Annotated in this window: 19 protein-coding genes; 7 read left to right on the top strand and 12 right to left on the bottom strand. The window is 62.1% G+C overall.

The window, feature by feature from the left end; translation table 11 throughout:
* Window positions 1–3: 3 nt before the first annotated feature.
* The 7 genes from BS630_RS22645 to BS630_RS22675 all read right to left on the bottom strand — a co-directional run bounded on the left by BS630_RS22645 (window position 4) and on the right by BS630_RS22675 (window position 11,338).
* Window positions 4–852 carry a GNAT family N-acetyltransferase gene (locus BS630_RS22645; RefSeq protein ID WP_077979116.1) on the bottom strand — a complete coding sequence of 283 codons (849 nt, stop codon included), beginning with the start codon at window positions 850–852 and terminating at the stop codon, window positions 4–6.
* A 274-nt stretch (window positions 853–1,126) separates the two neighbouring features.
* Window positions 1,127–2,950 carry a putative bifunctional diguanylate cyclase/phosphodiesterase gene (locus BS630_RS22650; protein ID WP_077979117.1) on the bottom strand — a complete coding sequence of 608 codons (1,824 nt, stop codon included), beginning with the start codon at window positions 2,948–2,950 and terminating at the stop codon, window positions 1,127–1,129.
* 131 nt (window positions 2,951–3,081) lie between these two features.
* On the bottom strand, window positions 3,082–4,866 hold the full coding sequence (locus BS630_RS22655) for an IlvD/Edd family dehydratase (RefSeq protein ID WP_077979118.1): 1,785 nt from the start codon (window positions 4,864–4,866) through the stop codon (window positions 3,082–3,084).
* Window positions 4,863–5,774 carry an NAD(P)-dependent oxidoreductase gene (locus BS630_RS22660; protein WP_077979119.1) on the bottom strand — a complete coding sequence of 304 codons (912 nt, stop codon included), beginning with the start codon at window positions 5,772–5,774 and terminating at the stop codon, window positions 4,863–4,865. Before BS630_RS22660 ends, BS630_RS22655 begins: the two co-directional genes overlap by 4 nt.
* Window positions 5,775–5,969: 195 nt before the next feature.
* Window positions 5,970–9,170 (bottom strand): efflux RND transporter permease subunit, encoded by a 3,201-nt coding sequence (locus BS630_RS22665; protein WP_077979120.1) that lies wholly within the window; start codon window positions 9,168–9,170, stop codon window positions 5,970–5,972.
* A gap of 118 nt (window positions 9,171–9,288) precedes the next feature.
* The gene (locus BS630_RS22670; protein ID WP_077979121.1) at window positions 9,289–10,479 is read right to left on the bottom strand and encodes an efflux RND transporter periplasmic adaptor subunit; all 1,191 of its coding nucleotides are present in this window, start codon (window positions 10,477–10,479) and stop codon (window positions 9,289–9,291) included.
* 46 nt (window positions 10,480–10,525) lie between these two features.
* The gene (locus BS630_RS22675) at window positions 10,526–11,338 is read right to left on the bottom strand and encodes an alpha/beta hydrolase fold domain-containing protein (RefSeq protein WP_077979122.1); all 813 of its coding nucleotides are present in this window, start codon (window positions 11,336–11,338) and stop codon (window positions 10,526–10,528) included.
* Between the two features lie 164 nt (window positions 11,339–11,502).
* Here BS630_RS22675 and BS630_RS22680 point away from each other — a divergent pair, with 164 nt between their 5' ends.
* Window positions 11,503–12,414 (top strand): LysR family transcriptional regulator, encoded by a 912-nt coding sequence (locus BS630_RS22680; protein ID WP_077979123.1) that lies wholly within the window; start codon window positions 11,503–11,505, stop codon window positions 12,412–12,414.
* A 281-nt stretch (window positions 12,415–12,695) separates the two neighbouring features.
* Here BS630_RS22680 and BS630_RS22685 read toward each other — a convergent pair whose 3' ends face one another.
* On the bottom strand, window positions 12,696–13,598 hold the full coding sequence (locus tag BS630_RS22685) for an SDR family oxidoreductase (protein WP_077979124.1): 903 nt from the start codon (window positions 13,596–13,598) through the stop codon (window positions 12,696–12,698).
* A gap of 80 nt (window positions 13,599–13,678) precedes the next feature.
* Entirely contained in the window at window positions 13,679–14,419 is a 741-nt protein-coding gene (locus BS630_RS22690) for an SDR family oxidoreductase (protein ID WP_077979125.1), read from the bottom strand.
* Between the two features lie 119 nt (window positions 14,420–14,538).
* On the opposite strand from BS630_RS22690, the gene BS630_RS22695 reads away from it, so the two are divergent.
* From BS630_RS22695 to BS630_RS22705, 3 genes are read left to right on the top strand one after another with little or no spacing between them, the layout of a single operon-like run.
* Window positions 14,539–15,447, top strand: coding sequence for a LysR family transcriptional regulator (locus BS630_RS22695; protein ID WP_077979270.1), 909 nt, complete (start codon window positions 14,539–14,541; stop codon window positions 15,445–15,447).
* Window positions 15,448–15,501: 54 nt separating this feature from the next.
* Window positions 15,502–15,816, top strand: a complete 315-nt coding sequence (locus BS630_RS22700) for a hypothetical protein (protein WP_077979126.1) — start codon at window positions 15,502–15,504, stop codon at window positions 15,814–15,816.
* Between the two features lie 53 nt (window positions 15,817–15,869).
* The gene (locus tag BS630_RS22705; protein WP_077979127.1) at window positions 15,870–16,487 is read left to right on the top strand and encodes a DNA-3-methyladenine glycosylase; all 618 of its coding nucleotides are present in this window, start codon (window positions 15,870–15,872) and stop codon (window positions 16,485–16,487) included.
* A gap of 59 nt (window positions 16,488–16,546) precedes the next feature.
* On the opposite strand, the gene BS630_RS22710 is transcribed toward BS630_RS22705, so the two are convergent.
* From BS630_RS22710 to BS630_RS22720, 3 genes are read right to left on the bottom strand one after another with little or no spacing between them, the layout of a single operon-like run.
* Entirely contained in the window at window positions 16,547–18,088 is a 1,542-nt protein-coding gene (locus BS630_RS22710) for a DHA2 family efflux MFS transporter permease subunit (protein ID WP_077979128.1), read from the bottom strand.
* Window positions 18,081–19,310 carry an HlyD family secretion protein gene (locus BS630_RS22715; protein ID WP_077979129.1) on the bottom strand — a complete coding sequence of 410 codons (1,230 nt, stop codon included), beginning with the start codon at window positions 19,308–19,310 and terminating at the stop codon, window positions 18,081–18,083. The genes BS630_RS22710 and BS630_RS22715 overlap by 8 nt, the downstream gene beginning before the upstream one ends.
* Entirely contained in the window at window positions 19,303–19,767 is a 465-nt protein-coding gene (locus BS630_RS22720) for a MarR family winged helix-turn-helix transcriptional regulator (RefSeq protein ID WP_020051379.1), read from the bottom strand. Before BS630_RS22720 ends, BS630_RS22715 begins: the two co-directional genes overlap by 8 nt.
* Before the next feature lie 244 nt (window positions 19,768–20,011).
* Between BS630_RS22720 and BS630_RS22725 the strand changes: the two genes are divergently transcribed.
* The 3 genes from BS630_RS22725 (at window position 20,012) to BS630_RS22735 (ending at window position 26,179) form a co-directional block, all read left to right on the top strand.
* The gene (locus BS630_RS22725) at window positions 20,012–21,556 is read left to right on the top strand and encodes a cation:proton antiporter (RefSeq protein ID WP_017961786.1); all 1,545 of its coding nucleotides are present in this window, start codon (window positions 20,012–20,014) and stop codon (window positions 21,554–21,556) included.
* Between the two features lie 262 nt (window positions 21,557–21,818).
* Entirely contained in the window at window positions 21,819–22,994 is a 1,176-nt protein-coding gene (locus BS630_RS22730) for an efflux RND transporter periplasmic adaptor subunit (protein WP_077979130.1), read from the top strand.
* Window positions 22,991–26,179, top strand: a complete 3,189-nt coding sequence (locus BS630_RS22735) for an efflux RND transporter permease subunit (protein WP_077979131.1) — start codon at window positions 22,991–22,993, stop codon at window positions 26,177–26,179. Before BS630_RS22730 ends, BS630_RS22735 begins: the two co-directional genes overlap by 4 nt.
* Window positions 26,180–26,217: the final 38 nt, after the last annotated feature.

Below are 26,217 nucleotides of genomic sequence, written 5' to 3' on the forward strand. Positions count from 1 at the left end.
GCTTTAACCAAGCTCCAGCGTCGTCACGCCGAAGACGTGCTTCAGCGGGATGGTCGGTGCCGGTCCGCGATACATGCGTGTCGCCTCGAATACCGGTTGAAGGCCGATGCCTTCGGCAAGCGCGACCGCCTCGCGGTTCTCTGCGGGAATGTCGATGAAGACCGCGGCTCCCTTCGCCTCGGGGATCAATTCGGCAAGCAGCGCCGCGGCGCTGTCGGCATCGTTGGCAAAGAGCGGGCCGATCTTGTAGCCCTCGTAGCAGCGGCGGATCGTGCCGTAACCGCGGATTTTGTGGCTCTTGCGCACCACCGCCGAACGACGGCCCTTGCGGGCGGTGCACCAGGCAGCGAGAAAGGCATCCCGCGGCTGCGGAAAGATCGCCGAATCATACCGCTGCAGGCCTTCGAGGCGTGAATCCAGCACCGGCTGCGCGACAAGCGTCGATACCGGCAAGGAAGTAGCGACACCGCCGTAACGAATGGTGGAATAGGCGGGTTCGAAGCCGGCCTTGCGGTAGTTGTCCTGCTGTGCGGCGACGCCATCGAGACCAATCGTGCGATCTCCCGCGCTGGCGATGCCCGCCGCCCAGATCGCCTTGCCGTAACCCTTGCCGCGAAAATCGGGATGGACGATGTAGAGGCCCAGGAAGGCGAAGCTATCGCCATATTTGACGACCGAGATCGAGCCGACGGGGACTTCACCGATGGCGCCGACGAAAAATCCCGACGGATCGGCCTCGTTGAATGCAAGCGAATCGTCGAGGCCAGGGTTCCAGCCTTCCTGACGCGCCCATTCGAGCACGAGTTCCAGTTCGCCGGGCCGCATCGAACGAACGGCAAATTCCGAATTCATGCAACTTTCCCAGATTGAATGTCCCGCAAGTCCATCCCGGCAACGGCAAAGCAATTGTCAGGCCCCAGCCCCCGATTGCACCTGCGAACGATGGAGAGCCGCGCTCATGGACTTGACGACGCGTATAATCATTTTTCGATGCAATACAGAAAGCTTCGTTTCCGCATTACCATGAAACAATGCCGTTGCAAGCTCAAGAAAATTACTTGCGCGCCAATTATCTTCCTAACGATGCGAATAAAACGCCGCGCCCGAAAAGTCGCCCGCGGACAGATCACCGGCCGTTTAGCACTGCGGTCTTCTGCTTTTCGATCCCGCTCGTGGTCGATGAGAAAAGACGCTCTGTCTCGGTCGCCGGTGCGGGATAACCGAACGCATAACCCTGCAGGCCGTCGCAGCCGAGCTGCGCCAGCACGACGGCATGCGCCTCGGTCTCGATGCCCTCGGCGATCACCTCGACATCGAGTGCCTTGGCGATTTCCACGATAGAACCCACCACGCGCCGCTGCTCGGCGGAGCTGACGACCTCGGTGACGAGCTGCCGGTCGATCTTCAGCCGCTTCGGCCGCAGCTTGACGAGACCGATGAGCGAAGCATGGCCCGATCCAAAGTCGTCGATCTCGATGTCGATGCCCATCTGTTTGATATCGCCGATATGAGCGAGCAGTTTTTCGTCGCTGTCGTCGAGGAAAATCGTCTCGACAAGTTCGAAGACGATCACGCCGGGCGGGATATCGAGTTTCCTCAGCTTGTCGAGCAACGCCGGATCGGCAAGGCGCGACGCCGAGATATTGACGGCGATGCGCGGAACTGCAAGGCCGCGCAACAGCCAGAACAGCCGGTCTTCGAGAACGCTTTTGAGGATCGCCGCGTCGATCTCCGCCGCAAGCCCGTGCTCGTCGGCGATCTTCAGGAATACCCCCGGGGCGAGCACGCCCTTTTCGGGATGTTTCCAGCGCGCCAGCGCCTCGAAGCCGATGACCTCCCGCGTCCGGGCGTCGAGCTGCACCTGATAATAGGGAAGGATCTCGCCGCGCTCCAGCCCGCGCTTCAGCTCTTCAGCGAGGCGACGCTTGGAGCGCAGATCCTCCTGCAATTGCCGTGTGAAGAATTCGACGCGGTTGCGCCCGAGCTTCTTGGCCTGGTAGAGCGCCAGGTCGGATTCGGCAAGCAGGTTGCGCGCCCGCCGATCGCCGCTCCAGGAAACGCCGATCGAGGCGCCGGATTGCAGCATCTCCTGGCCCCAGCGGATCTTCTTCCGCAGCCGACGCTGGACGTCTTCAGTGATCAGCTTCAGCTCGGTGAGATCGGTGAAATTGACCAGCACGATGACGAATTCATCGCCGCCGACACGGGCGACCATGCCATTCGCAGGAATGGCAGCGGTGATGCGAAGAGCCGCGGCCCTGAGCACAGCGTCGCCTGCCGCATGACCGTGGCTGTCGTTGATCTGCTTGAACTGGTCGAGGTCGAGATGCAGCACGCCAAGCGTCGTGATGCTCTTGTCGGCCGGCAGCTCCGCCAGCCGCTTGTCGAGAAGGCGCCGGTTCGGCAGGCCGGTGAGATAGTCGTGATCGGCGACATGCTCGATGCGGGCATTGCTTTCTTCCAGCGCCAGCGCCCTCGCTTCGGCCACCACCTTCTGCCGCGCGAGTTCCGCGTTGAGCATTACGTCGGCCGTCACATCCCATTCGGCGCCGATGAAGGAGGGAAGACCTTCCGCATCGACATAGAAATGCGCGCGCGAACGCAGATGGCGGATTTCGCCGCTCGGCAGCACGATCCGGAATTGTGAGTTATAGGCGCCGCGCGTCGCGATCGCCTGCTCGAAGTCGCGTTCGGCCCGCTCTCGATCATCGGGATGGATGGCATTCGACCAAAGCGATGCCGTCACCAGCCGGCAGGTCTCGCCGGTCTCGTAGAGACGATGCATCTGCGCATCCCACAAGATCCCGTCCTGCTCGATGCTGTGCTCCCAGACACCGATCCTGGATGCATCGAGAGCGAGTTCGAGCCGACGCAGAAGATCCTGAAACTCGTGTTCGGATCGTGTGGCTTTTTTCTCTGGCAACGCGGTCCCAGCCTTAGAAGCTTGCATAACGGCAATATGGTCTCAATCCGGCATTAATGAAGCCTTGTCCTGATGACCGAACTAGTGACTAGGTGAACTGTTCGTTACGACTTTCCCCTTTTGGATCAAAGGACTTGCAGTCTGCGGCACCATCAAGATCAGTGGTTGTGCCGCGGCGGGTTTTTTGCGATCTGGCGGAATTCGGTCGCTCCCTCCAGCACCGCGCCGTCCGACAACTGCGTAACCGAGCGGCGGTAGATCTGCTGCCATGGCGTCGCATCCGCCGGCACTGGCGGGATGCCATCGCCCTTGCGTCGGTCGATCTCGGCGTCCTCGACCAACATGTCGCAGCGCCCGTTGTTGAAGTCGATGCGGATGATATCGCCGGTACGAAGCCAGGCAAGGCCGCCGCCGGCGGCGCTTTCCGGCGAGGCGTTGAGGATCGAGGGACTGTCCGCCGTGCCCGATTGGCGGCCGTCGCCGATCGTCGGCAGGCTTCGGATGCCGCGCTTCAGGAGATGATCCGGCGGCTGCATGTTGACGACCTCAGCCGAACCCGGCCAGCCGATCGGCCCGGCGCCGCGGATGACGAGGATGGTATTTTCGTCAATGCCGAGTTCGGGATCGTTGATGCGCTTATGATAGTCCTCGGAACCGTCGAAGACCACCGCCTTGCCCTCGAAGACGCCTTCTCGCCCGGGTTCCTCAAGATAGCGCCGGCGGAAGTCCTCCGAGACCACGCTCATCTTCATGATCGCGAAATCGAAGAGATTGCCCTTGAGAACGAGGAAGCCCGCCCGCTCCTTCAGCGGCTCAGCGAACGGCGTGATGACCTCGCGGTCGCGCGCTTCCTTGCCCTCCAGGTTCTCGGCCATCGTCCTGCCCGTCACCGTGCGACAGTTGCCATCGAGCTTTCCGGCCTGCAACAGCTCCCACATGATCGCCGGCGTACCGCCGGCACGATGAAAGCGCTCGCCGAGATAGGCGCCCGCCGGCTGGACATTGGCCAGCAGCGGGATATCGAAGCCATGCACCTGCCAGTCGTCGGGATAGAGTTCGACGCCGGCGTGCTTCGCCATCGCGGCCAGATGCGGCTGCGCGTTGGTCGAACCGCCGATCGCCGAATTGGTGCGGATCGCATTCAGGAAAGCCTCGCGCGTCAGGATATCCGACGGCTTCAGGTCCTCGAACACGATTTCGACGGCGCGTCGCCCGGTGCGGTAGGCCATCTGGCCGCGTTCGCGGTAAGCGGCCGGAATGGCGCCACAGCCGGTCAGCGACAAGCCGAGCGCCTCGGCCAGCGCATTCATCGTCGAAGCGGTGCCCATCGTATTGCAGTGGCCGACGGAAGGCGCAGAATCGAGCGCCGCCTGAAGAAATTCTTCCCGATCGATCTCGCCTGCCGCATATTTCCGCCGCATCCGCCAGATCACCGTGCCGGAGCCCGCCAGCTCCCCCTCGTGCCAGCCGTCGAGCATCGGGCCGCCGGAGAGCACGATCGCCGGGATATCGACCGTCGAAGCCGCCATGATCGCCGAAGGCGTGGTCTTGTCGCAGCCGGTGGTCAGCACGACACCGTCGAGCGGATAGCCGTAGAGGATTTCGACGAGGCCGAGATAGGCGAGATTGCGGTCGAGTGCGGCTGTCGGGCGCTTGCAATTCTCGAAGATCGGATGTGTCGGAAACTCGATCGGAATGCCGCCGGCATCGCGAATGCCGTCGCGCACGCGTTTGGCAAGCTCGACATGCACCCTGTTGCAGGGCGTAAGATCACTGCCGCTCTGGGCAATCCCGATGACCGGTTTGCCGGAGCGCAGTTCTTCCGGCGTGATGCCGTAATTCATGAAGCGCTCGAGATAGAGCGCTGCCATGTCGATATGATCGGGATTATCGAACCAGTCCTGCGAACGTAGGCGCCGCTTCGGCGAATGGCTGTCCGTCACTTCTTTCCTCCCGGCCGGGCATTCTTCTCTTCGAGATGGAGGAGCAGGCCGCTGTGATCCTTTTCGCCATTGCCATTGGCGACGAATTCGCTGAATTCGGCATATACCGCCGCAGTCAGCGGCAGCGTCAACGACAGGGACTTGGCCGTCTCCATGGCGGCGTTCAGATCCTTCAGCTGGTTGCTGGACGAACCGCCTGGCGTAAACTGCCGCTCGACCATGCGCTTGCCGTGCAGTTCCAGGATACGGCTCTCGGCAAAGCCGCCGCGAATGGCGTCCCGGAAGGCCGCCTGCGAGCCGCCGCCCGCTTCGATCAGCATCATCGCTTCGGCGACGGCGCCGATCGTCACCGCGACGATCTGCTGGTTGGCAAGCTTGGCAAGCTGACCCGCCCCGCTTGGACCGACGCGGGTCACCCGCCCCATCGGCGCAAAGACATCCGCAAGCCCGTCGACCACGTCCTTGTCGCCGCCCGCCATGATCGCAAGCGTACCCGCTTCTGCGCCGACGACACCGCCTGATACCGGCGCATCGACATGATGGATGTCGCGGTCGGCAAGCCTCGCCGAATGGTCGCGGGCGAAATGCGGGGCAATCGAACTCATGTCGATGACGGTTGTGCCAGGCGTCATCGCATCGGCCGCTCCGCGGTCGAACAACACGTCCTTCACCGCCTCGGCGTTGGTGAGCATGGTGATGACGACGTCGGCGCCCGAGACGGCATCATCAGGTGTTTTCGCGCAGATCGCGCCGTCTCCCGCAAGCGGCTCGGCCTTGCCGGGATCACGATTCCAGACGGTGACGGCAAAGCCCGCGCCAAGCAGCCGGCGAGCCATCGGCGCGCCCATCAGGCCGGTGCCGAGAAAGGCGATCCGCCTGCCGTCATGACCTTCTCTCGAACTCGTCATTCAGTCCTCCCAACTGTTGTCCGTCTTTGATAGTCCCCTCGCCCATCGTTGCAAACCGTTTTGACGGACGTAACGCATTTTTGTCACATGCCCTGGAGGGCGTTGTCGGAAGGCCGCGCGCACTCCCTGAAAACGATACGGGCGAGAACCGAAGTTCCCGCCCGATTTACTCGACAAAGGAAGGTTGAATTCCGTTTATTCCGCCGCGAGCCGGATGACCTCCGCCTCTTCTTCCTTGTGTTCGTCCGGCTTGTGCTGGATGAGCGGACGGTTGCCCGTCAGCCGCCGCAGCAGCACATAGAACACCGGCGTCATGAAGATGCCGAAGAAGGTCACGCCGATCATGCCCGAGAAGACCGCGACACCCATGGCGGCGCGCATTTCCGCGCCGGCGCCTGTAGAGACGACGAGCGGCACGACACCCATGATGAAGGCGAGCGAGGTCATGAGGATCGGGCGAAGGCGAAGGCGGCTGGCCTCGATCGCGGCCTCCCGCGGTGTCCTTCCCTCGAATTCCAGTTCGCGGGCGAATTCCACGATCAGGATCGCGTTCTTCGCCGATAGACCGACAAGCACGACAAGACCGATCTGGGTGAAGATGTTGTTGTCTCCACCGGTGAGCCAGACGCCGGTCAGCGCAGCCAGCACGCCCATCGGCACGATCATGATGATCGCAAGCGGCAGCGTCAGGCTTTCATACTGGGCGGCCAGCACCAGGAAGACGAGCAACAGTGCCAAGGGGAAGACGACGATGCTCGAATTGCCGGCCAGGATCTGCTGATAGGTCAGATCCGTCCATTCGAAGTCGATGCCCGCAGGCAGGGTCTCGTGAAGAATCTTCTCGATTGCCGCCTGCGCCTGCCCCGACGAGAAGCCCGGTGCCGGACCGCCGTTGATATCGGCGGCAAGGAAGCCGTTGTAGCGGTTTGCACGCTCAGGACCGGTGCTTGGCTCCACCTTCAAGAGGGCCGAAAGCGGGATCATCTCACCCGATGCCGACCGGACCTTCAACTGGCCGATATCTTCCGGCTGGGCGCGGAATTTCGCATCGGCCTGCACACGGACGCTGTAGGTGCGGCCGAAGGCGTTGAAGTCGTTCACATAGAGCGAACCGAGATAGATCTGCAGCGTCTGGAAGACGTCGGTGACGGAAACCCCGAGCTGCTCGGCCTTGGCACGGTCGAGATCGGCATAGAGCTGCGGCACGTTGATCTGGAAGCTGGAGAACAGCCCGGCGAGCTCAGGCGTCTGGTAGGCTTTTGCAAGCACGGCCTTGGTCGCTTCGTCGAGCGCCTGGTTGCCGAGGCCGGCACGATCCTCGATCTGCAGCTTGAAACCGCCCGTCGTGCCGAGACCGTTGACCGGCGGCGGCGGGAACATGGCGATGAAGGCATCCTGGATGACGCCGAACTTCTGGTTCAGCGCCATGGCGATTGCGCCGCCCGAGAGATCAGGCGTCTTGCGCTCTTCGAAGTCCTTCAGCGTCACGAAGACGATGCCGGCATTCGAGGAGTTGGTGAAGCCGTTGATCGACAGGCCCGGGAAGGCAATTGCATTGGCAACGCCCGGCTGCGCCAGCGCGATGTCGGTCATGCGCTTGATGACGTCTTCCGTGCGGTCGAGGCTTGCGGCATCCGGCAACTGGGCAAAGCCGATCAGATACTGTTTGTCCTGCGATGGCACGAAGCCGCCGGGGACCGTGCTGAACAGGCTGTAGGTCGCACCGACCAGCGCCAGATAGATCACCATGACGATGCTCTTGCGCGACAACAGCCCGCCAACGCCCTTGCCGTAGGCATTCGAGCCCGCGCCGAAGACACGATTGAAGCCGCGGAAGAACCAGCCGAAGATAGCGTCCATGAACCGCGTCAGCCAGTCCTTCGGCTGATCATGGCTCTTCAGGAGAAGGGCTGCCAGCGCCGGAGACAGGGTGAGCGAGTTGAAGGCCGAGATGACGGTCGAAATCGCGATCGTCAGTGCGAACTGGCGGTAGAACTGACCCGACAGACCGGAGATGAAAGCAAGCGGCACGAAGACCGCGACGAGCACCAGCGCGATTGCGACGATCGGACCGGAGACTTCCCTCATCGCCTTGTAGGTGGCAGCCCGCGGCGACAGGCCTTCCTCGATATTGCGCTCAACGTTTTCGACCACCACGATCGCGTCGTCGACGACGATGCCGATCGCAAGCACCAGCCCGAACAGACTGAGCGCGTTGATCGAGAAGCCGAAGACATACATGACCGCGAAAGTGCCGACGATCGAGACAGGAACGGCGATCAGCGGGATGATCGAGGCGCGCCACGTCTGCAGGAACAGGATGACGACGAGGACGACGAGCGCGATGGCTTCGAGCAGCGTGTCGATGACCTTCTCGATCGAGGCCCGCACGAATTTCGTCGTATCGTAGACGATCTCGTATTTGACGCCCTCAGGCATGGCGAGCTGCAGCTGATCCATGGTCGCGTTCACATTGTCCGCGATCTCGATCGCATTCGAACCCGGCGCCTGAAGAACGGCGACGGCGACGGCCGGCTTGCCGTCGAGCAGCGAACGCAGCGTGTAGTCCGCAGCACCGAGCTCGATGCGGGCGACATCGCGAAGGCGGGTGATCTCGCCATTGGCGCCTGTCTTGACGATGATGTTGCCGAACTCCTCGGGCGTGCGCAGGCGGCCCTGGGCATTGACGTTGAGCTGCAGGTCCACACCGGGCTGGCTCGGCGATGCGCCGATGATACCGGCGGCGGCCTGGATGTTCTGGGAACTGATCGCGCTGCTGATGTCGCTGGCGGCAAGATTGTGCTCGGCGGCCTTCTGCGGGTCAATCCAGACACGCATGGAATAGTCGCCGGCGCCGAAGACCTGCACCTGACCGACGCCTGCGATGCGGGCGAGCCGATCCTTGACGTTCAGGGTCGCGTAATTGCGAAGATAGGTGATGTCGTGATTGTTCCCGTCGGAGACGAGGTTGACGACCATGATGAAGTTGGGTGAGCTCTTGACTGTCGTGATGCCGAGCGAACGGACTTCCGCCGGCAGGCGCGGTTCGGCCTGTGAAACGCGGTTCTGTACGAGCTGCTGCGCCTTGTCGGGGTCGGTGCCGAGCTTGAAGGTAACGGTGACGTTGAGCACGCCGTCCGATGTCGCCTGGCTGGCCATATAGAGCATGCCTTCGACGCCGTTGATCTGCTCTTCGAGCGGCGTCGCCACCGTTTCGGCGATGACGCTTGGGTTGGCGCCGGGATAGGTAGCGCGCACGACGATCGACGGCGGCACGACCTCCGGATATTCGGAAATCGGCAGCGCGCGCAGGCCGATCAGGCCGGCAACCAGGATGAGGACCGAAAGAACGCCGGCAAAGACCGGGCGGTCGACAAAGAATCTGGAGATGTTCATATCAAAGCCCTCTCCGGGGTGAACATGGATGCAAAGTCCCTCTCCGGCGGTTTGGGAGCCGCCGGCGGGTCGTATCATTTCGAGTATTGGCCCTCCCCCTCAGGGAAGGCGAAAGTCTTTACTGCGCGGTCGCGACCTTCTCTTCCATCTGAGGCGCGACGACTGCGCCCGGACGGATGCGCTGCAGACCGTTGACGACGATCTTCTCGCCGACGTTCAGGCCGCCTTCGACCACCCGCTGACCGTCAGCCACTGTGCCGAGCTGGACCTGCCGATAGGCGACCTTGTTCTCGCCATCGACGACGAAGACGAACTTCTTGTCCTGGTCCGTGCCGACGGCGCGGTCACTGATGACGATCTTGTTCTCGGCCTTCGGCTGGCCCATGCGCACCCGCACGAACTGGCCGGGGATGAGACGCCCGCCCGGATTATCGAAGACGGCGCGAACGCCGATCGTGCCGCTTGATGCATCGACCTCGTTGTCGATTAGTTGCAGCTTGCCCTTGATCGGCGTGCCGCTGTCGGTCAGCGTGCCGACTTCGACCGGGATCTGCTCGACGGGAGGCAGGGCGCTTTCCGTCTGCGGAAGCTGGGCAAGCGCGCGCGTCACCATCTCTTCGCTGGCATTGAAGCTTGCATAGATCGGATCGACCGAAACGAGCGTCGTCAGCGCCGGCGAGGTCGAACCGGCCGCGACGAGGTTACCGGCAGTCACCTCGATCTTGCCGATGCGGCCGGAAACCGGAGCCCGCACTTGAGTGTAATCGAGATCGAGCTGAGCTGACTGCAGGGCAGCCTGCGCCGAACGCAGCCCCGCCTGAGCCTCAGCCAGCGAACTCTGGCGCTGATCGAGATCGCTCTGGGAGATGGTGCGGTTGTCGGAAAGCCTGCGGCCGCGATCGAGTTCGGTCTGCGCCAGGCTGACCTTGGCCTCGGCCGAAGCGACCTGGCCCTGCGCCTGCGCCACGCTCGCCTGGTAGGGAGCCGGGTCGATGGTGAAGAGCAGGTCGCCCTGCTTGACCAGCGCCCCTTCGCGGAAGGCCACCGAAAGGATGGCGCCGGCGACACGGGAACGCACCTGCACCCGGTCGACCGCTTCGAGACGGCCGGAGAAACTTTCCCAGGCCGTCACGTCGCGCGCCGCGACGACGGCAACCGTCACCGGCACAGCGGGAGCCTGCGCGGGGGCGGAAGCGGCCGTGGCGGTCGTGCTCATCGGCAATTCGAAAAACAATGCAGCGCCGGAAATGGACGCAATAAGGGCTATGCCGGCGCCCATCAGGGCCCAGCGCTTACTTCTGGACGTCATTAGTACTCTCCTTGCGGCTCTAAGCCGCCGAAATATCAGGTCTTCTTCAATGCAATTGCGGTTGGACGCTTACCTCCCGAAGGAAGCTTCCGAAATGGCGGCTGACGTTTTCCTGCCAGTCCGGCACTCCCTCGGATTTCCCACCATAAATCGAGGGCCAGCCCGTCCCGGCGGGAAGGACATGCTGGCGCACACCGACGCCAGCCTGTTTCAGGCGGACACCGTAACCAATCGTTTCGTCGTGCAGAGGATCATCCTCGGCGGTAAATATCAGCGCCGGCGCGACGCCTGAAATACGCGAACAGAGGCAAGGCGCCGCATAAGGGTGGCAACCGCCGCCGCTCAGATAGTGGCTCCAACCTTCCGTCCAGCGCTGGCGCATGCCGATGGCTTCAGCCTTGCGGATCGAGGACGTACCCATGAAAGGATCGAGCAGCGGCGAAATCAGAACCTGGCCGTCGAGCGCGTCCGGCATCTGGTCGCGCGCCTTCAGCGCCACGCCGGCGGCAACATTGCCGCCCGCCTCCTCGCCGGCGACGAAGAGCAGCGACTTGCGGTCGCCGAGACCGGCGCGTTTGTTGGCGAGATAGGTGAAAACGGAGAAAGAGACTTCCAGCGCCTTTGGAAACAGATTGCCGGAAAGGCTGCTGTAATCGGCGGCAACGACGATGGCACCGGCCATGGCAAGGCTCATCGCCACCGGCCGGTCGACGTGTTTGTCGCTATCCAGAAAGGCGCCGCCATGCAGGTAAAGCACGATCGGCGGACCCTTGCCGTAATCGGCGCCCTGGTAGATGCGTGCGGAAACGGGGCCGATGGCCACCTTATCCAGCATCATATCTTTCCATTCCACCGTCATACTTCCGGTCTCTTCTGTATCGGCGACAAGCAGACAACGTCCGCCGCTTGCATTTTGCACAAAAAAGATATTGTTATTCCAACCAAGGAATAAGAAGCTATAACGCGATAACACTGTTCCAGATCTCGAACAATGGTGCAACGCAAACTGCGGATTTGAAACCGATGGATCAGCTCTCGGCAATGCGCGTCTTCATTCGTGTTGTGGAGACGGGCAATTTCACCCGCGCCGCCGACATGCTCGCCATGCCCAAGGCGACGGTGACCAATCTCATCCAGGGCCTGGAAGCGCATCTGCGTACCAAGCTTTTGAATCGGACCACGCGCCGGGTCATGGTGACCACAGACGGCGCGCTTTATTACGAACGCGCCGCCCAGATCATTTCGGAACTGGAGGAGCTTGACGGCAGCCTCTCCAATTCGCAGAGCTTGCCGAGCGGACGGCTGCGTGTCGAGATGGCCGGCGCTTTCGCCGATTGGATCGTCGTTCCGGCACTTTGCGATTTCTATCAGCGTTATCCGGACATCCGCATCGACCTCGGCGTCGGCGACCGCACGGTCGATTACCTTGCAGAAAATGTCGATTGCGCGCTACGCGCCGGCACGCCGACCGACCAGTCGCTGATTGCGCGGCGCGTCTCCGAAGTCGAGATGATCACCTGCGCTTCTCCGGACTACATCCAGAAATTCGGCATGCCCGAGCGGCCCGAGGATCTGGAGGCGGATCATTACACCGTCAACTATTTTCGCGCCCAGAACAACCGGACGCTGCCTTTCGAATTCCGCCGGCACAACGAGGTGATCGAGACCAGTCCGCGTTACATCGCCTCGGTCAACGATAGCCGCACCTATCTAACGGCGGCGCTGACCGGCCTCGGCATCGCGCAGGTGCCGATCTTCATGGCACGCGAGCCGATGGCAAGGGGCGAACTCATTCGCGTGCTGCCGGATTGGCGTCGCGATCCGCTGCCGCTCTATGTCGTCTATCCGCCGAACCGCCACCTCAGCAACAAGGTCCGCGTCTTCGTCGACTGGCTGGTGAAACTTCTGGTCGAGGCGAAACTGAACGACGTCTGAGCGCCAAGACAAATACGGCCCGGAAGGCGGGGGAAACCTTCGACGGGCCGCAATCTGCAACTTTGAACATCAAGCCTGTCGCACCGTAGCAAGGGCGCGGCAGGCGCTGGAGGTTCGCAAAGAGAGCGGCAGGGAATTCCGCTCTCTCGCGATAGAGCAGATATACGCACTCTCCGCAGGATTATAAGGGAAAATTCCGCAATCGCGTTCACATATTTGCGATGACGGCTCGGCTCCCATGTTCCCGCGCGGTCGCCCCGCGCGCGGTGGCGGACCGGATTTCAATTCCCGACAGCCGGCTTCAGCAAGTCCTCAAGGCCGATGCGGCGGAACAATTCCGCGCGGACACGGTCGGCGACGCCGTTGACGATCTCGGCGCCGTCCTCGGACGGATCAATATGGACGCGGAATGGCCGGGTGCCAAACGGCTTGCCGACGACATTGACGATGGCCGCGGCAACCGCGCCGGCATCGGCGTCCGCAGGTTCGAGCGCTGCCAGGCCTTGCAGCGCCTGTTCCGGCACGCCCTTGTAGGGTCCTTCATTGTATTCGGCGGCGCGGGCCGTATCATCAGGCGAGCCGGAATGGGCGAAATGGTTGGTGCCCTTGGTGAAGGCGCCGGGCACGATGATCGAGGTCTCGATGCCCCAGCGGGTAAGCTCGCCCGCATAGGAGACGGCAAGTGAATCCATCGCCGCCTTGGCGGCAAAGTAGGGCGAGAGATAGGGAGGCGTGCCACCGCGGCTGCTCGACGACGATACCCAGACCACCAGGCCCCTGCCCTGCTTGCGGAGATGCGGAAGTGCTGCTCGGTTCACGCGCTGGGTGGAGAGCACGTTGATGTCGAAAAGCTCGGCGAACTGTTCCGGCGTGAAGGCTTCGGCCGGGCCGAAGGACATATGGCCGGCATTGTGAATGATGACATCGAGGCGGCCTGCCTCGACGATGATCTTGGCGATGCCTGATACAACCGACGCGTCGGAGGCGACGTCGAGTTCGACCGAGTGCAGATCGACGCTGTTGTCCCTGGCGAATTCAGCCGCATCGGCGACGGCGTGAGCGTTGCGGCCTTCGGTGGCACGCATGCCGGCATAGACGGTGTGGCCGGCCTTGGCGAGCGCGCGGGCGGTGAGAGCGCCGAAACCGCTGGAAGCGCCGGTGATGACGATGACTTGCTTGCTCATGATCCTATTCCTTCTGGATTCGGTTGGCTGATTGAGGAATTAAAATTCGGATGAGCGGCGGCCGGAAGCCGCCGGTCTCGTCAGATCACGCCGCCATTGGCGCGCAGCGTCTGACCGTTGATCCAGCCGCCGTCCGGGCCGGCGAGGAAGGCAACCGCAGAAGCGATATCTTCCGGTGTGCCGAGGCGCTCCAGCGGGTTCATTTTCGCCGTGCGGGCGATGAGTTCGTCCGACTTGCCGTTGAGAAAAAGCTCGGTGGCCACCGGCCCAGGCGCGATGGCGTTGACCGTGATGTTGCGGCCACGCATCTCCTTGGCCATGATCGCCGTCAGCGTTTCCACGGCAGCCTTGGTAGCGGCATAGACGCCGTAGGTTTCGAGTTTCAGGCCGACGACCGATGTCGAGAAGTTGATGACCCGGCCGCCATCGCGCAGACGCTTGGCGGCCTCGCGCAGCGTATTGAACGTGCCCTTGAGGTTGACGCCGATCTGGCGGTCGAAATTGGCGTCATCGGCCTCGGCAAGCGCAGAAAGCATCATGATGCCGGCATTGTTGACGAGCACATCGACGCCGCCGAAAGCCGTTTCCGCGGCATCGAACATGCGGCGGACGGCTTCGGCATCGCTGACATCGGCTTTCGCCGTCAGCGCCTTGCCGTCGGCCTGCTCGATCTTCTTTGCCAGTTCCTCGGCCGGAGCGGCATTGCCGGAGTAATTGATGACGATGGTGAAACCGTCCTTGGCGAGACGCTCGGCGACCGCTGCGCCGATGCTGCGGGACGAGCCGGTCACCAATGCAACCTTGTTTTCGTTGGAAGCCATTGTCCTTCTCCTTCATTCTGCGCCGCAGCGCGTTTTCGATGAGGAGAAGATGCGCCTTTTCCTTTTGCGGATAATCGGGCATTATTCCGCATCACTATCCGGGAATGACGAACAACCAGATGGACAGATTTGACGCCATGCGCGTGTTTTGCCGTGTCGTGGAACGCCGCAGCTTCACGCTTGCCGCCGAGGACACCGGCCTGCCGCGCTCGACCGTCACCGATGCGGTCAAGCGGCTGGAAGCCCGTCTCGGCGTGCGCCTGCTCCAGCGTACGACGCGCCACGTCAGTCCGACGCTTGATGGCGAAGCCTATTACCAACGCTGCCTGTCGATCCTTGCCGATATCGAGGAAGCCGAAGGCGCCTTCGCCGGCGCCAAGCCGAAGGGCATGTTGCGTGTCGACGTGCACGGCACGCTCGCCCGCCATTTCGTGCTGCCGAGCCTGTCGTCCTTCCTGGAGACCTATCCGGAGATCGAACTCTACATGAGCGAGGGCGATCGGCTGGTCGATCTCGTGCGTGAAGGCATTGATTGCGTGCTGCGCGTCGGCACGCCTGGAGATAGCGACATGGTCGCCCGGCACGTCGCCATGCTCGATGAGGTGACGCTCGCCTCACCTGCCTACATTGCCCACCACGGCCTGCCGCAGCATCCCGACCGGCTTGCCGGCCATCGCATGGTCGGCTTCCACTCCAGCGGAACCGGCAGCCTGCTGCCGCTCGAATTCACCGTCCGCGGCACGGTGCGTGACATCACCATTCCCGCCACCGTCGCCGTCAACGCCGCCGAAAGCTATATTTCAGCGGCGAGGATGGGCCTCGGCATGATCCAGATCCCGCGCTATCACGCCGAAGAAGACCTTGCCGCGGGAACGCTGGTCCAGATACTGCAGGATTTTCCGCTGACCCCGACACCGGTTTCCCTGCTCTACCCCCGCAACCGCCAGCTTTCGCCCCGCGTGCGCGTCTTCATCGACTGGCTGGTGAAGGTCTTCGCTCGACAAAATTCCGAAAACGCGCTTCACTAAAATGCATCTCACTAAAATGCATATTGCTAATGTGAGCGCCCTCGGAGAACGGTCATGGCACTCAGTGATATCACCGTCTACCAGACGGAAGACGGCTTCGTCGTCGAATTCGGCGGCGAAGGCGAAGATAGCATTGCCGTGACGCTGCGGAGCACGCCTGAGTTGACCTCGGAAAATGCCGTCTTGCGGGCCAAAGCCCTGCTTGCCGCCGCAATCGAACCTGCCCATAGCGACGGCGCGCGCCGCAAGGATCCCGCTTTGCTCGAAGAAGAGTTGGAGGAGGGGCTGGAAGATTCCTTCCCGGCGAGCGACCCGGTCTCGGTCACATCACCCTCCATCCCGATGCGCGATCCGAATGCCGGCCGCTGATGTCCGTGGCCGAAAAACATGAAGCGGTTTCGGGATGACGGCGAGCGCGCTGAATGTTATCTGCGTCGGCCATGACCGATGGTGGAACGATATCAGGTGCGATCGGCACCGGCACGCTCACCGGCGAAAGCCTCAGGACGTTTTTTGAGCGCGATGCGATCGTCGTCTCACGCGACCTGCTCGGCTGCCATCTGACCGTGGACGGCGTCGGCGGACGCATCACCGAGACCGAAGCCTATTTCCCCGATGACGAGGCCTCGCACAGCTACCGCGGCCCGACCAAGCGCAACGGCGCCATGTACGGCAAACCGGGCAACGTCTATATCTACCGCATCTACGGCATGTACTGGTGCCTGAATTTCGTCTGCCATCCGGGCTCGGCTGTACTCATCCGCGCCCTGGAGCCGGAAACGGGAATCCCTCAGATGATGGAGCGGCGCGGCACCGATACGCTGACGTCGCTCTGCAGCGGTCCCGGCAAGCTCTGCCAGGCGCTCGGCATCGACATCGCGATCAATGACAGGCTGCTCGATCACCCGCCCTATGCGATCGCGCCATCAGCATCCGTGCCGATCGTCTCGGGAAAACGCATCGGCATCACGAAAAATGCCGAAGCACCGTGGCGCTTCGGCATTCAGGGATCGCGTTATCTCAGCAAGCCGTTCCGCTAGCGCATGATGCCGAAAAGTGTGAGCGGTTTTTCGTCCGGAATTGCGGCAACGCCTAAAGTTCATTCCATTACCGCGCTGTGGTCGACGGCGGGTGCTGCCTTCGGCTTGCGCAGCAGCAGCACCAGCGGGATGACCGCAAGCGACATCAGCATCAGCAGCTTGAAATCGTCCATATAGGCGATGATCGTCGCTTGCAGCGTGATGATCTCATTGAGCGAGGCGCGGCCGGCCGCCGTCACCGGGCTGAGCCCCTGCGCAGCCACCGCATTGAAGGCGTGGTTGAACGGCGTCACATAGGCCGCGATCGATTCATGATTGCTCTGCGTGTTCTCGACGATCAGCGCCGAGACGATCGAGATGCCGACCGCCGAGCCGATGTTTCGCGAGAGGTTATAGAGACCGGTACCGTCGCCGCGCATATGGGCGGGCAGTGTGGAAAAGGCGATCGTCGTCAGCGGCACGAACAGAAAGCCGAGACCGGCGCCCTGGATGAAGCCGACCGAGACGATCGTCCATTGCGAGACGTCGGGTGTCCAGCCGGTCATGTCGTACATCGCCCATGCAGTGAGCCCCAAGCCGAGCGCCAGCAGCGCGCGCGTATCGACCTTGCCGACAAGCCGCCCGACGATGAACATGCAGAGCATGGTGCCGAGCCCACGCGGCCCCATGACGATGCCCGCTGTGATGACGGGATAGCCCATCAGCGTCTGCAGATAGGGCGTCATCAGCGCCAGTGAGGCGAGATAGGTAATGCCGACCACGAAGATGAAGATCATGCTGATCGAGAAGTTCTGGTCGAGGAACAACTTCGGGTTCACGAAGGATTTCTCGGCCGTCAGCGTATGCACGATCAGCAGATAAAAGGCTGAGGCGCAGATCAACGCCTCGAGCATGATCTCACCGGAAGAGAACCAGTCGAGCTGCTCGCCGCGGTCGAGGAACAGCTGCAGCGCGGCGATGCCGAGGCTCATCATCCCGAAACCGAACCAGTCCAGTTTGGCCAGCAGATCCCTCTTGGTCTCGGTGACGAAGACGACGATGCCCATGAAGGCCAGCGCGCCGATCGGCACGTTGATATAAAACACCCAGCGCCAGCTGATATTGTCGGTCAGCCAGCCGCCGATGACAGGCCCAAGCACCGGCCCGACCATGACCGAGACGCCGAAAAGGGCCATGGCCGAGCCGCGCTCCTCGACCGTATAGATGTCGAGGAGGATGCCCTGGGAAAGCGGCACCAGCGATGCCCCGAACAGGCCTTGCAGCAGACGGAAGGCGACGATCTGGTTCAGCGATTGCGCCAGGCCGCAGAGAACGGAGGCCGCCACGAAGCCGGCAATGGCGACGAGCAGCACGCGTTTGCGGCCGAACTTGGCGGCGAGAAAGCCCGACGGCGGCGTCATGATTGCCGCCGCGACGATATAGGAGGTCAGCACCCAGTTGATCTGGTCGGCAGAGGCCGACACGCTGCCCTGGATATAGGGCAGCGCCACATTAGCGATCGTCGTGTCCAGCGCCTGCATGATAACGGCAAGAATGACGCAGGCCGTGATCGCACCGCGATTGGCAATCGGCGTCGCCAGAGAAGCGGGAGCGTTACTCATGATCCTTGCCCTGAGGCCGCCCCAGAAGCTTGTTGACGAAATCAGGCAGGCCGCGGGCATGACCGGTCTCGACATCGACCACCGTGCTCATGCCGACGCGCAGCGGCGGCTTGCCGTCGGCGTCCTCGATGCTGACGCGCATCGGAATGCGCTGCACGACCTTCACCCAGTTGCCCGTGGTGTTCTGCGCCGGCAGCAGCGAGAAGCTGGAACCGGAGGCCGGGCTGATGCTCTCGATCTTGCCCTTCCATGTCACGCCGGGATAGGTGTCGACATAGATCTCGGCCGTCTGGCCGGGCTTGACGTAGGTAAGCTCGGTTTCCTTCGGACTGGCGGCGATCCAGAGAGGGTTGGTGGCAACAAGCGAGAAGGCCTGCTGCGAAGCCTGCAGGTAGGAGCCCACCTGCAGCGCGTTGACATTGGTGACGATGCCGTCGAACGGCGCCTTGACGACGCTGTGGTCGAGTTCGCGCTGAGCATTGTCGACCTGCGACTTGGCCTGCAGGTAGAGCGGGTTTTCCTCGATCGGCTGATCGGCATTGCCGCCGAGCTGCGCGAGCGTCGTTGCGGCTTCCGCCTTGGCGACGGCAACCTTCTGCTGCGCGGCTTCAAGATTGTGCTTGGCTTCGTCATAGGCCGACTGCGTCGCGCTGCCGTTGTTGACGAGGTTCTGCTGCCGGTCAAACTGATCCTGATAATAGGGCAGATCGGCTTGCGCCTGGGTGATCTCGGCAAGCGACTGCTGATAGCTGGCCTTGAGATTCATGATCTGGTTGCGCTGCGCGCCGAGCTGCGCCTTGGCGCCATCAAGCGCGATCTTGAAAGAATCCGACCGCAGGCTGAAGAGCACCTGTCCCGCCTTGACCGCCTCGTTCTCTTGGACGTTGATCTGGTCGACGATACCCGAAACATCGGTGGTGAGCCCTACCATGTCGGCCTGGATATAAGCATTGTCGGTCGACATCACCTGGCCGCCATTGACGTAATAATAACCGCCGACGACGAGCGCCACCGGCAGCAGGGCAAACAGGATCGGCCGCGTGAGACTGCGCCGGCGGCGGACCTTGTTGCCGCCAGGCGCAGCCACGGCGGCAGCCGGCGCTGAATTGGATGAAGGCGCTTCGGCTACCGTTTCCTGCTGTTTCGCTTCGTTTTCTTCGACAGGGGTCTCGGTCTTGGCATTGGCGTCGGCAACGACGCGGAGGGGAGATTGATCAGCCATCGTTCGTCTCATTCTCGTCAACCGGGCTCCGGCATGCCTGAACCAGGTTCGTCTTCATTACGGATAGGATGTGGAAAAGCTGCTCGCGCTGTTCGGCCGGAACACCTTGCAGCGCTTCCGCGCGGGTGGTGTCGCCGAGCTCGCGCATTTCGGCAAGCAGCGGGTGCGCTTCGTCGCGCATATAAAGCATCCAGATACGCCGGTCGGTCGGGTGCTGGCGGCGCTCGATCAGCCCGCGCTCGGCGAGCTTGTCGAGAATGCGCACCAGCGTGATCGGCTCGACTTCGAGGATTTCGGCAAGGCCACCCTGATGGATACCTTCGTTATTCGAGAGATAGGCAAGCGTCTGCCATTGCGACCGGGTCAGCCCAAGGCACTTCGCGCGCTGCTCGAACCGCTTGCGCAGCAGCCGTGCGACGTCGTGGAGAAGGAAACCGAGGGTCGGAGTGGCGTTCATGAAAACCTGTGACCGTTATTTATAAGCACCCTTATAATATCGGTAGATATATTGAGCATGTACACTGCACAAGGGCATGGACGGCGGATTCAGCAATGGCGGCTAAAATGCCGCAGACCGGGTCAAGCATATCCGCAGTTTCTCCTTTCGCCGTTTACGAGCACCAGTCGGTAGCCGCAGCCCAGCTCCGCCCTAATTCTGTGGCAGGAACAGCCTCCGCCGGAGGCGCGCATTGGGGAGCTCGATGGCGTTCTTCGAAAGCATGCTGACGCTGCTGCTGGTGGCGATCGTCTTTCTGCAATTCTCCAGGAAGTTCCGGATTCCCTATCCGACAATGCTGGCGATCGCTGGCGTCATCGTTGCGGCCGTGCCCTGGGCGCCCGAAGTCGCGATCGATCCCGAACTTGCGCTGGCGCTGCTGATCGCGCCCGTGCTCTTCGACGCCGCCTATGATTTGCCGCCGAGGACATTGAGACGCAACTGGCTGCCGCTGTTCTCGCTCGCCGCCATCGCCGTGATCGTGACGGCCGCAGCCGTCGCTACCGTCAGCGTGACGATGGCCGGCCTGCCGCTTGCCGCAGCCGTCGCACTCGGCGCCATCGTCGCGCCGCCGGATGCGGCGGCCGCCACCGCCATGCTCGACCGCTTCACCCTGCCGCGCCAGACCTATGTGATCCTGAAGGGTGAAAGCCTCCTGAACGACGCCGTCGCGCTGCTGATCTTCAGCGCCGCGGTGGCAGCCGCCGCAAGCCCCACCTTCTTCGCCGGCGCCCTGGCGGAGCTGGCGCTCGCCGTGCCTGGCGGCCTCATCCTCGGTTATCTCCTGGGCCGTCTCTACATGGTCGTCGGCCTGAGGCTCGCCGGCACGCTCGGCGGCACTTTGCTCGAATTCGTCGCCACTTTCGGCACGTGGATCATCGCCGAGCGGCTGCATCTTTCGGCAATTCTGGCGATCGTCGTCTATGCGATGGTGATCGCCCGTTACATGCCCGAGCGGCAGACGGCCCGCCACCGCATTCATTCCTATTCGGTCTGGGAAGCCGCGGTCTTTCTGCTCAACGTCCTCGCTTTCCTGCTGATGGGCCTGCAGGCCCGCCAGATCGTCCTCGACCTCGATCCCGGCCGCCTGAATTTCGCGATCACCTTCGCCGCCATGGTCTTCGTCACCGTCATCGTCGTCCGCCTGGCCTGGGTGCTCTTCTATAACCGCGTCATCAACTTTCTCGCCGCGCGCGGACGCACGACACAAGCCGTTCCGACCTTCGCCACCAGCCTGCTTGCCGGCTGGTGCGGCATGCGCGGCCTCGTCACGCTGGCAACTGCGCTCGCTTTGCCGATCGATTTTCCCGATCGCGATATCATCCTGCTCAGCGCGCTCGCCGTCGTTCTCGGCACGCTCATCGTCCAGGGCCTGACGCTCGGGCCACTGATCCGTTACCTGAAATTCGACCCGGACACCTCCCTGGACCGCGACCTCGCCAGAGCCCGCGTCACGTTGATCGATGCGGCCCTTGCCGAACTCGCCGGCGGCGAGGACAAATCCACCCGCATCCTGCGCGACGTCTACACCTCCGAGCGCCAAATCGCCGCTGACGGAAAACACCCGCGCGAGGTCAGCAGGCTCGACAAGCAGCGCCGCAACGTCATCGTCGCGAAACGCCGAAGATTGGCAGCGATGCGCCGCGCCGACGAGATTGACGATGATGTCTTTCACATGCTGGAACAGGAACTCGACTGGGCCGAACTCGCCGCTCTGCAACCCGGCAGAGACGAGATCGTCGAGAGCTGATGCCCTCTGTGACGTTTTGATGGATTCCGGAATCGTTACCAATTGGCATTTGCAATTTTTCGCCGCTGCCGTTTATAGTCCAATTCCATAGGGTTACGATTTTTCTGATGTGCATTGCGTGCCGGCCTTCCTTTTCCAAGGGATTGAACGCCGGGGAAATCACGGGGGCAGAGACCCTCGGTCAAAGCAGCAGGACATGAATAACATCACTTCATCTTGAGGTTGGCGGCAGTGAATCGGCCGTCGAGATTGGAGGACCGGTATGACTTACGCGCTTCGACAGATGGTGGTGCTTGGCTGTATCGCCGCATTCATGCCCCTCCCCGCGCTGGCCCAGAGCGCCCCGCCGCCCCCACCCGTCACCGTCGCCAAGCCGGTCGTTCGCGATGTCATCGATAGCGACGAGTTCATCGGCCGGTTCGAGCCGGTCGACGAAGTCTCCGTTCGTTCGCGCGTCGGTGGTTACCTGCAGGAAATCCATTTTCAGGACGGCGCATTGGTCAAGCAGGGCGACCTGCTCTTCGTCATCGATCAGCGGCCGTTCGTAACCGCGCTCAATCAGGCAAAGGCGACACTCGAATCGGCGCAATCCACCCTGGTCTTTGCCGATGCGCAGTATAAGCGCACGCAATCTCTTGCTTCGAGCGGCAGCCAGTCGGCGCAGACGCTGGATGATCGCCGCCGCGAATTCGATTCGGCTGAGGCCAATGTCCGCGGCGCACAGGCCGCAGCCGATCGCGCGTCTCTCGACATGGAATATACCGAGATCAAGGCGCCACTCAGCGGCCGCATCGACCGCCGGCTGATCTCGGCCGGCAACCTGGTGCAGACCGATCAGACTGTGCTGACGACTATTGTTTCGCTCGACCCGATCGATTTCTATTTCGACGTCGATGAGCGCCGCCTGCTGAATTTCGCCGACACGGCGCGCAAACTGGGCAAGGATCTTCAGCAGGGTGGCGGCGGCCTGGATGTATCCGTCACGATCTCGGATCCCACTGCCAAACCATTCAAGGGAAGGCTCGATTTCGCTGAGAACCGGGTCGACAATGAGAGCGGCACCATTCGTCTGCGTGCCCGCTTCCCCAACCCCGATCTCGTCCTTCAGCCCGGCCTCTTCGGTCGCATACAGGTCGAAGCCTCCAACACCTACCAGGCCATTCTCGTCCCCGACGAGGCCATCGGCTCGGACCAGAATGAGCGCGTCGTCTATGTCGTCGCCGAAGACGGCACGGTGTCGACCAAGCCCGTAAGGCCCGGACCGCGGCTCTATGGCTACCGCGTCATACGCGAGGGCCTCGACGGCACCGAGACGATCATCGTCAACGGCCTGATGCGCGCCCGGCCGGGTGCAAAGATCACGCCTCAGATGACCGAACTGCCGCCGGAACGGCAGGACACTGCGCCCGAAACCGCCGGCGCGGAGAACGGACAATGAGATTTGCTCATTTTTTCGTAGACCGGCCGATCTTTGCGGCGGTCATCTCGATCCTTTTTCTCGTCGTCGGCAGCATTGCCTATACGCAATTGCCGGTATCGCAGTATCCCGAGATCGCACCCCCGACCATCGTCGTGCGCACCTCTTATCCGGGTGCCGACCCGCAGACGATCGCCGATACCGTTTCGACGCCGCTTGAACAACAGATCAACGGCGTCGAAGACATGCTTTACATGTCATCCTACTCCAGCGCCGACGGCGCCATGTCGCTGACGATCACCTTCAAGCTCGGCACCGATCTCGACAAGGTCCAGGTGCTTGTCCAGAACCGCGTTTCCATCGCCCTTCCCCGTCTTCCCGAGGAAGTCCAGCGGCTTGGCGTCACCACCGACAAAAGCTCGCCTGATCTGATGATGGTGGTGCACCTGCTGTCGCCGTCGCATCGCTATGACCAGCTTTACGTCTCGAACTATGCCCGCAACCGCATTCGCGACGTTCTCGTTCGCCTTGACGGCGTCGGCGACGTGCAGCTCTTCGGCGAGCGCCAGTATTCGATGCGAATCTGGCTGGACCCGGAAAAGCTCTCCGCCTACGGGATGACATCCGACGACGTCGTCGCTGCGCTGAGAGATCAGAATGTCCAGGTTTCAGGCGGCAAGATCGGGGCCCCACCCGTCACCGGCAAGAATGCGTTCGAATATACGGTGCGAACGGACGGACGCTTCTCCGACGTGCGCGAATTCCGATATGTCATTGTGAAATCGACGACATCGGGCCGGCTCGTGCAATTGCAGGATGTCGCCCGCATCGAGCTCGGTGCACAGGATTACGTCACCAACAGCTATCTCAACAACGATCCCGCGGTTGCTCTCGGCATCTTCGCCCGGCCGGGAACCAACGCCCTGGACACCGCCCATCAGGTCCAGACGATCATGAAGGACATATCCCAGAATTTCCCGCAGGGCCTGGAATATCGCATCGTCTATGACACGACCGAATTCATCTCGGATTCGATCACCGAGGTCTACAGAACCATCGCCGAAGCCGCAATCCTCGTGGCGATTGTCGTTCTCGTTTTCCTGCAATCCTGGCGAACCGCGATCATTCCCATCATTGCCATCCCGGTATCGCTGATCGGCACCTTCGCCGTTCTGCTGGCCTTCGGCTTCTCGCTCAACATGCTCACCCTGTTCGGCCTCGTGCTGGCAATCGGTATCGTCGTCGACGACGCGATCGTGGTGGTCGAAAACGTCGAGCGCAATCTGGCGCGCGGGATGACGCCGAAGCAGGCGTCCCATGTCACGATGGACGAAGTCGGAACCGCCGTCGTCGCCATCTCGCTGGTGCTGATCGCCGTGTTCGTGCCGACAGCCTTCATTCCAGGCATCTCAGGACAGTTCTACAGGCAGTTCGCGGTCACGATCTCCGTCACCACTGCAATTTCCGCATTGAATTCGCTCACCTTGTCGCCCGCGCTTGCAGGCATATTGCTGAAAACCCATGACCATGAAACCAAGCGCACGAATGTCGCATCCCGTCTGGGAAGAGGGCTGGCAGACGGCTTCAATCATGGATTCGATCGGCTGAGTTCCGGCTATTCATGGACCGTTCGGCATCTGGTCAGCAGCTGGATTGGGTTGACAGCCGCGATGGTCACGTTCGTCTGCCTGCTCGGAGCAACCTGGTATATGGGCACGAAAGTTCCCGCGGGCTTTATCCCGACCATGGACCAGGGTTACGCCATCATCGTCATACAGCTGCCTGATGGAGCCTCGCTTGCGCGTACCGACGCCGTCGTCAAACAGGTGGGCGATATCGCCCGCACTGTCCCCGGCGTCGGCAATGCCGTGCAATTTGCCGGCTTCAGCGGGGCGACATTCACCAATGCCTCAAATGCCGGCGTCGTCTTCGTCCCGTTCAAATCCTTTGCCGAACGTGAAGAAGGCGGAGAGAACGCCAACAAGATCATCGGCGAGCTTTACGGCAAACTGCAAAGCATCCAGGAAGCCTTCATCATCGCCATCCCACCGCCATCCGTGCGCGGCGTCGGCAATTCCGGCGGCTTCAAGATGCAGATTTCCGATCTCGAAAACGCCGACATGACGCGCGTCCTCGGCCTCGCCCGGCAGATGATGGGTGCGGCGGCAACGACCGAGGGGCTGACCGGCGTCTTTACGACATTTTCGGATGCCAGCCCGCAATACTTCCTGGCGATCGACCGCGACAAGGCGCGCTTCCTGAATGTGCCGATCCCCAACATCTTCAACGCCCTTTCCATCAATCTCGGCGTCGCTTACGTTAACGATTTCAATGCTTTCGGCCGCGTCTACCAGGTTCGCGCCCAGGCCGACCGGCAATATCGCATGGACCGGGAAGACATCCTTGCCCTGAAGGTCCGCTCGGCGACCGGCGCGTTGGTTCCGCTTGGAACCTTGATGGACATCCAGGATGCCAGCGGCCCGGCGCTTGTCCAGCGCTACAACATGTACGTCTCGGTGCCGCTTCAGGGCAATCCGACGCCGGGCACGTCGACGGGCGATGCCATCGCCAAGATGGAGGCGCTGGCGACCAAGATCCTGCCGCAGGGGACGACCTTCGAATGGACGGAACTCGCCTATCAGGAAACCCACACCGGCAACACCGCCATCTACATCTTCGCCCTGTCCGTCGTCTTCGTCTTCCTGGCGCTGGCGGCACAATATGAAAGCTGGGTTCTGCCGCTCGCGATCATTCTCATCGTCCCGCTTGCGGTGCTTGCGGCGCTGATCGGGGTCTCGCTGAGGGGAATGGACAACAACGTCCTGACCCAGATCGGCCTGATCGTCCTGATCGGCCTTGCGGCCAAGAACGCCATTCTGATCGTCGAGTTCGCCAGGCAGGCGGAAGACGAGGGCAAGTCACCGGTGGAGGCGGCCATCGAGGCCAGCCATCTTCGCCTGCGCCCGATCCTGATGACGGCATTCGCCTTCATCTTCGGTGTTCTGCCGCTTGCCATCGCCACCGGCCCCGGCGCCGAAATGCGCCAGTCGCTTGGCACCGCCGTCTTCTCGGGCATGCTCGGCGTGACGATCTTCGGCCTGTTCCTGACGCCGGTCTTCTACGTCGTGCTACGCGGCTGGCGCCGTAACCGGCCGGCCACTGTAGAACCAGCGAAGACAGAACCGGTCGAGGAAGGGGTCGTCTGAGACGATCCTAGAGCCTTTCCGGGTTAGATTGCAGCATT

It is taken from the genome of Rhizobium laguerreae (assembly GCF_002008165.1).
Classification (GTDB): domain Bacteria; phylum Pseudomonadota; class Alphaproteobacteria; order Rhizobiales; family Rhizobiaceae; genus Rhizobium; species Rhizobium laguerreae.

What these genes read in the sequence shown, in the direction of transcription:
- BS630_RS22725 (WP_017961786.1), top strand. Translation starts at nt 20,012, where the DNA reads ATGGCGTTCTTCGAAAGCATGCTGACGCTGCTGCTGGTGGCGATCGTC.
- BS630_RS22645 (WP_077979116.1), bottom strand. Translation starts at nt 852, where the DNA reads ATGAATTCGGAATTTGCCGTTCGTTCGATGCGGCCCGGCGAACTGGAA.
- BS630_RS22715 (WP_077979129.1), bottom strand. Translation starts at nt 19,310, where the DNA reads ATGGCTGATCAATCTCCCCTCCGCGTCGTTGCCGACGCCAATGCCAAG.
- BS630_RS22735 (WP_077979131.1), top strand. Translation starts at nt 22,991, where the DNA reads ATGAGATTTGCTCATTTTTTCGTAGACCGGCCGATCTTTGCGGCGGTC.
- BS630_RS22665 (WP_077979120.1), bottom strand. Translation starts at nt 9,170, where the DNA reads ATGAACATCTCCAGATTCTTTGTCGACCGCCCGGTCTTTGCCGGCGTT.
- BS630_RS22680 (WP_077979123.1), top strand. Translation starts at nt 11,503, where the DNA reads ATGGATCAGCTCTCGGCAATGCGCGTCTTCATTCGTGTTGTGGAGACG.
- BS630_RS22710 (WP_077979128.1), bottom strand. Translation starts at nt 18,088, where the DNA reads ATGAGTAACGCTCCCGCTTCTCTGGCGACGCCGATTGCCAATCGCGGT.
- BS630_RS22700 (WP_077979126.1), top strand. Translation starts at nt 15,502, where the DNA reads ATGGCACTCAGTGATATCACCGTCTACCAGACGGAAGACGGCTTCGTC.
- BS630_RS22690 (WP_077979125.1), bottom strand. Translation starts at nt 14,419, where the DNA reads ATGGCTTCCAACGAAAACAAGGTTGCATTGGTGACCGGCTCGTCCCGC.
- BS630_RS22695 (WP_077979270.1), top strand. Translation starts at nt 14,539, where the DNA reads ATGGACAGATTTGACGCCATGCGCGTGTTTTGCCGTGTCGTGGAACGC.
- BS630_RS22675 (WP_077979122.1), bottom strand. Translation starts at nt 11,338, where the DNA reads ATGACGGTGGAATGGAAAGATATGATGCTGGATAAGGTGGCCATCGGC.
- BS630_RS22650 (WP_077979117.1), bottom strand. Translation starts at nt 2,950, where the DNA reads ATGCAAGCTTCTAAGGCTGGGACCGCGTTGCCAGAGAAAAAAGCCACA.
- BS630_RS22705 (WP_077979127.1), top strand. Translation starts at nt 15,870, where the DNA reads ATGTTATCTGCGTCGGCCATGACCGATGGTGGAACGATATCAGGTGCG.
- BS630_RS22660 (WP_077979119.1), bottom strand. Translation starts at nt 5,774, where the DNA reads ATGACGAGTTCGAGAGAAGGTCATGACGGCAGGCGGATCGCCTTTCTC.
- BS630_RS22685 (WP_077979124.1), bottom strand. Translation starts at nt 13,598, where the DNA reads ATGAGCAAGCAAGTCATCGTCATCACCGGCGCTTCCAGCGGTTTCGGC.
- BS630_RS22670 (WP_077979121.1), bottom strand. Translation starts at nt 10,479, where the DNA reads ATGACGTCCAGAAGTAAGCGCTGGGCCCTGATGGGCGCCGGCATAGCC.
- BS630_RS22720 (WP_020051379.1), bottom strand. Translation starts at nt 19,767, where the DNA reads ATGAACGCCACTCCGACCCTCGGTTTCCTTCTCCACGACGTCGCACGG.
- BS630_RS22730 (WP_077979130.1), top strand. Translation starts at nt 21,819, where the DNA reads ATGACTTACGCGCTTCGACAGATGGTGGTGCTTGGCTGTATCGCCGCA.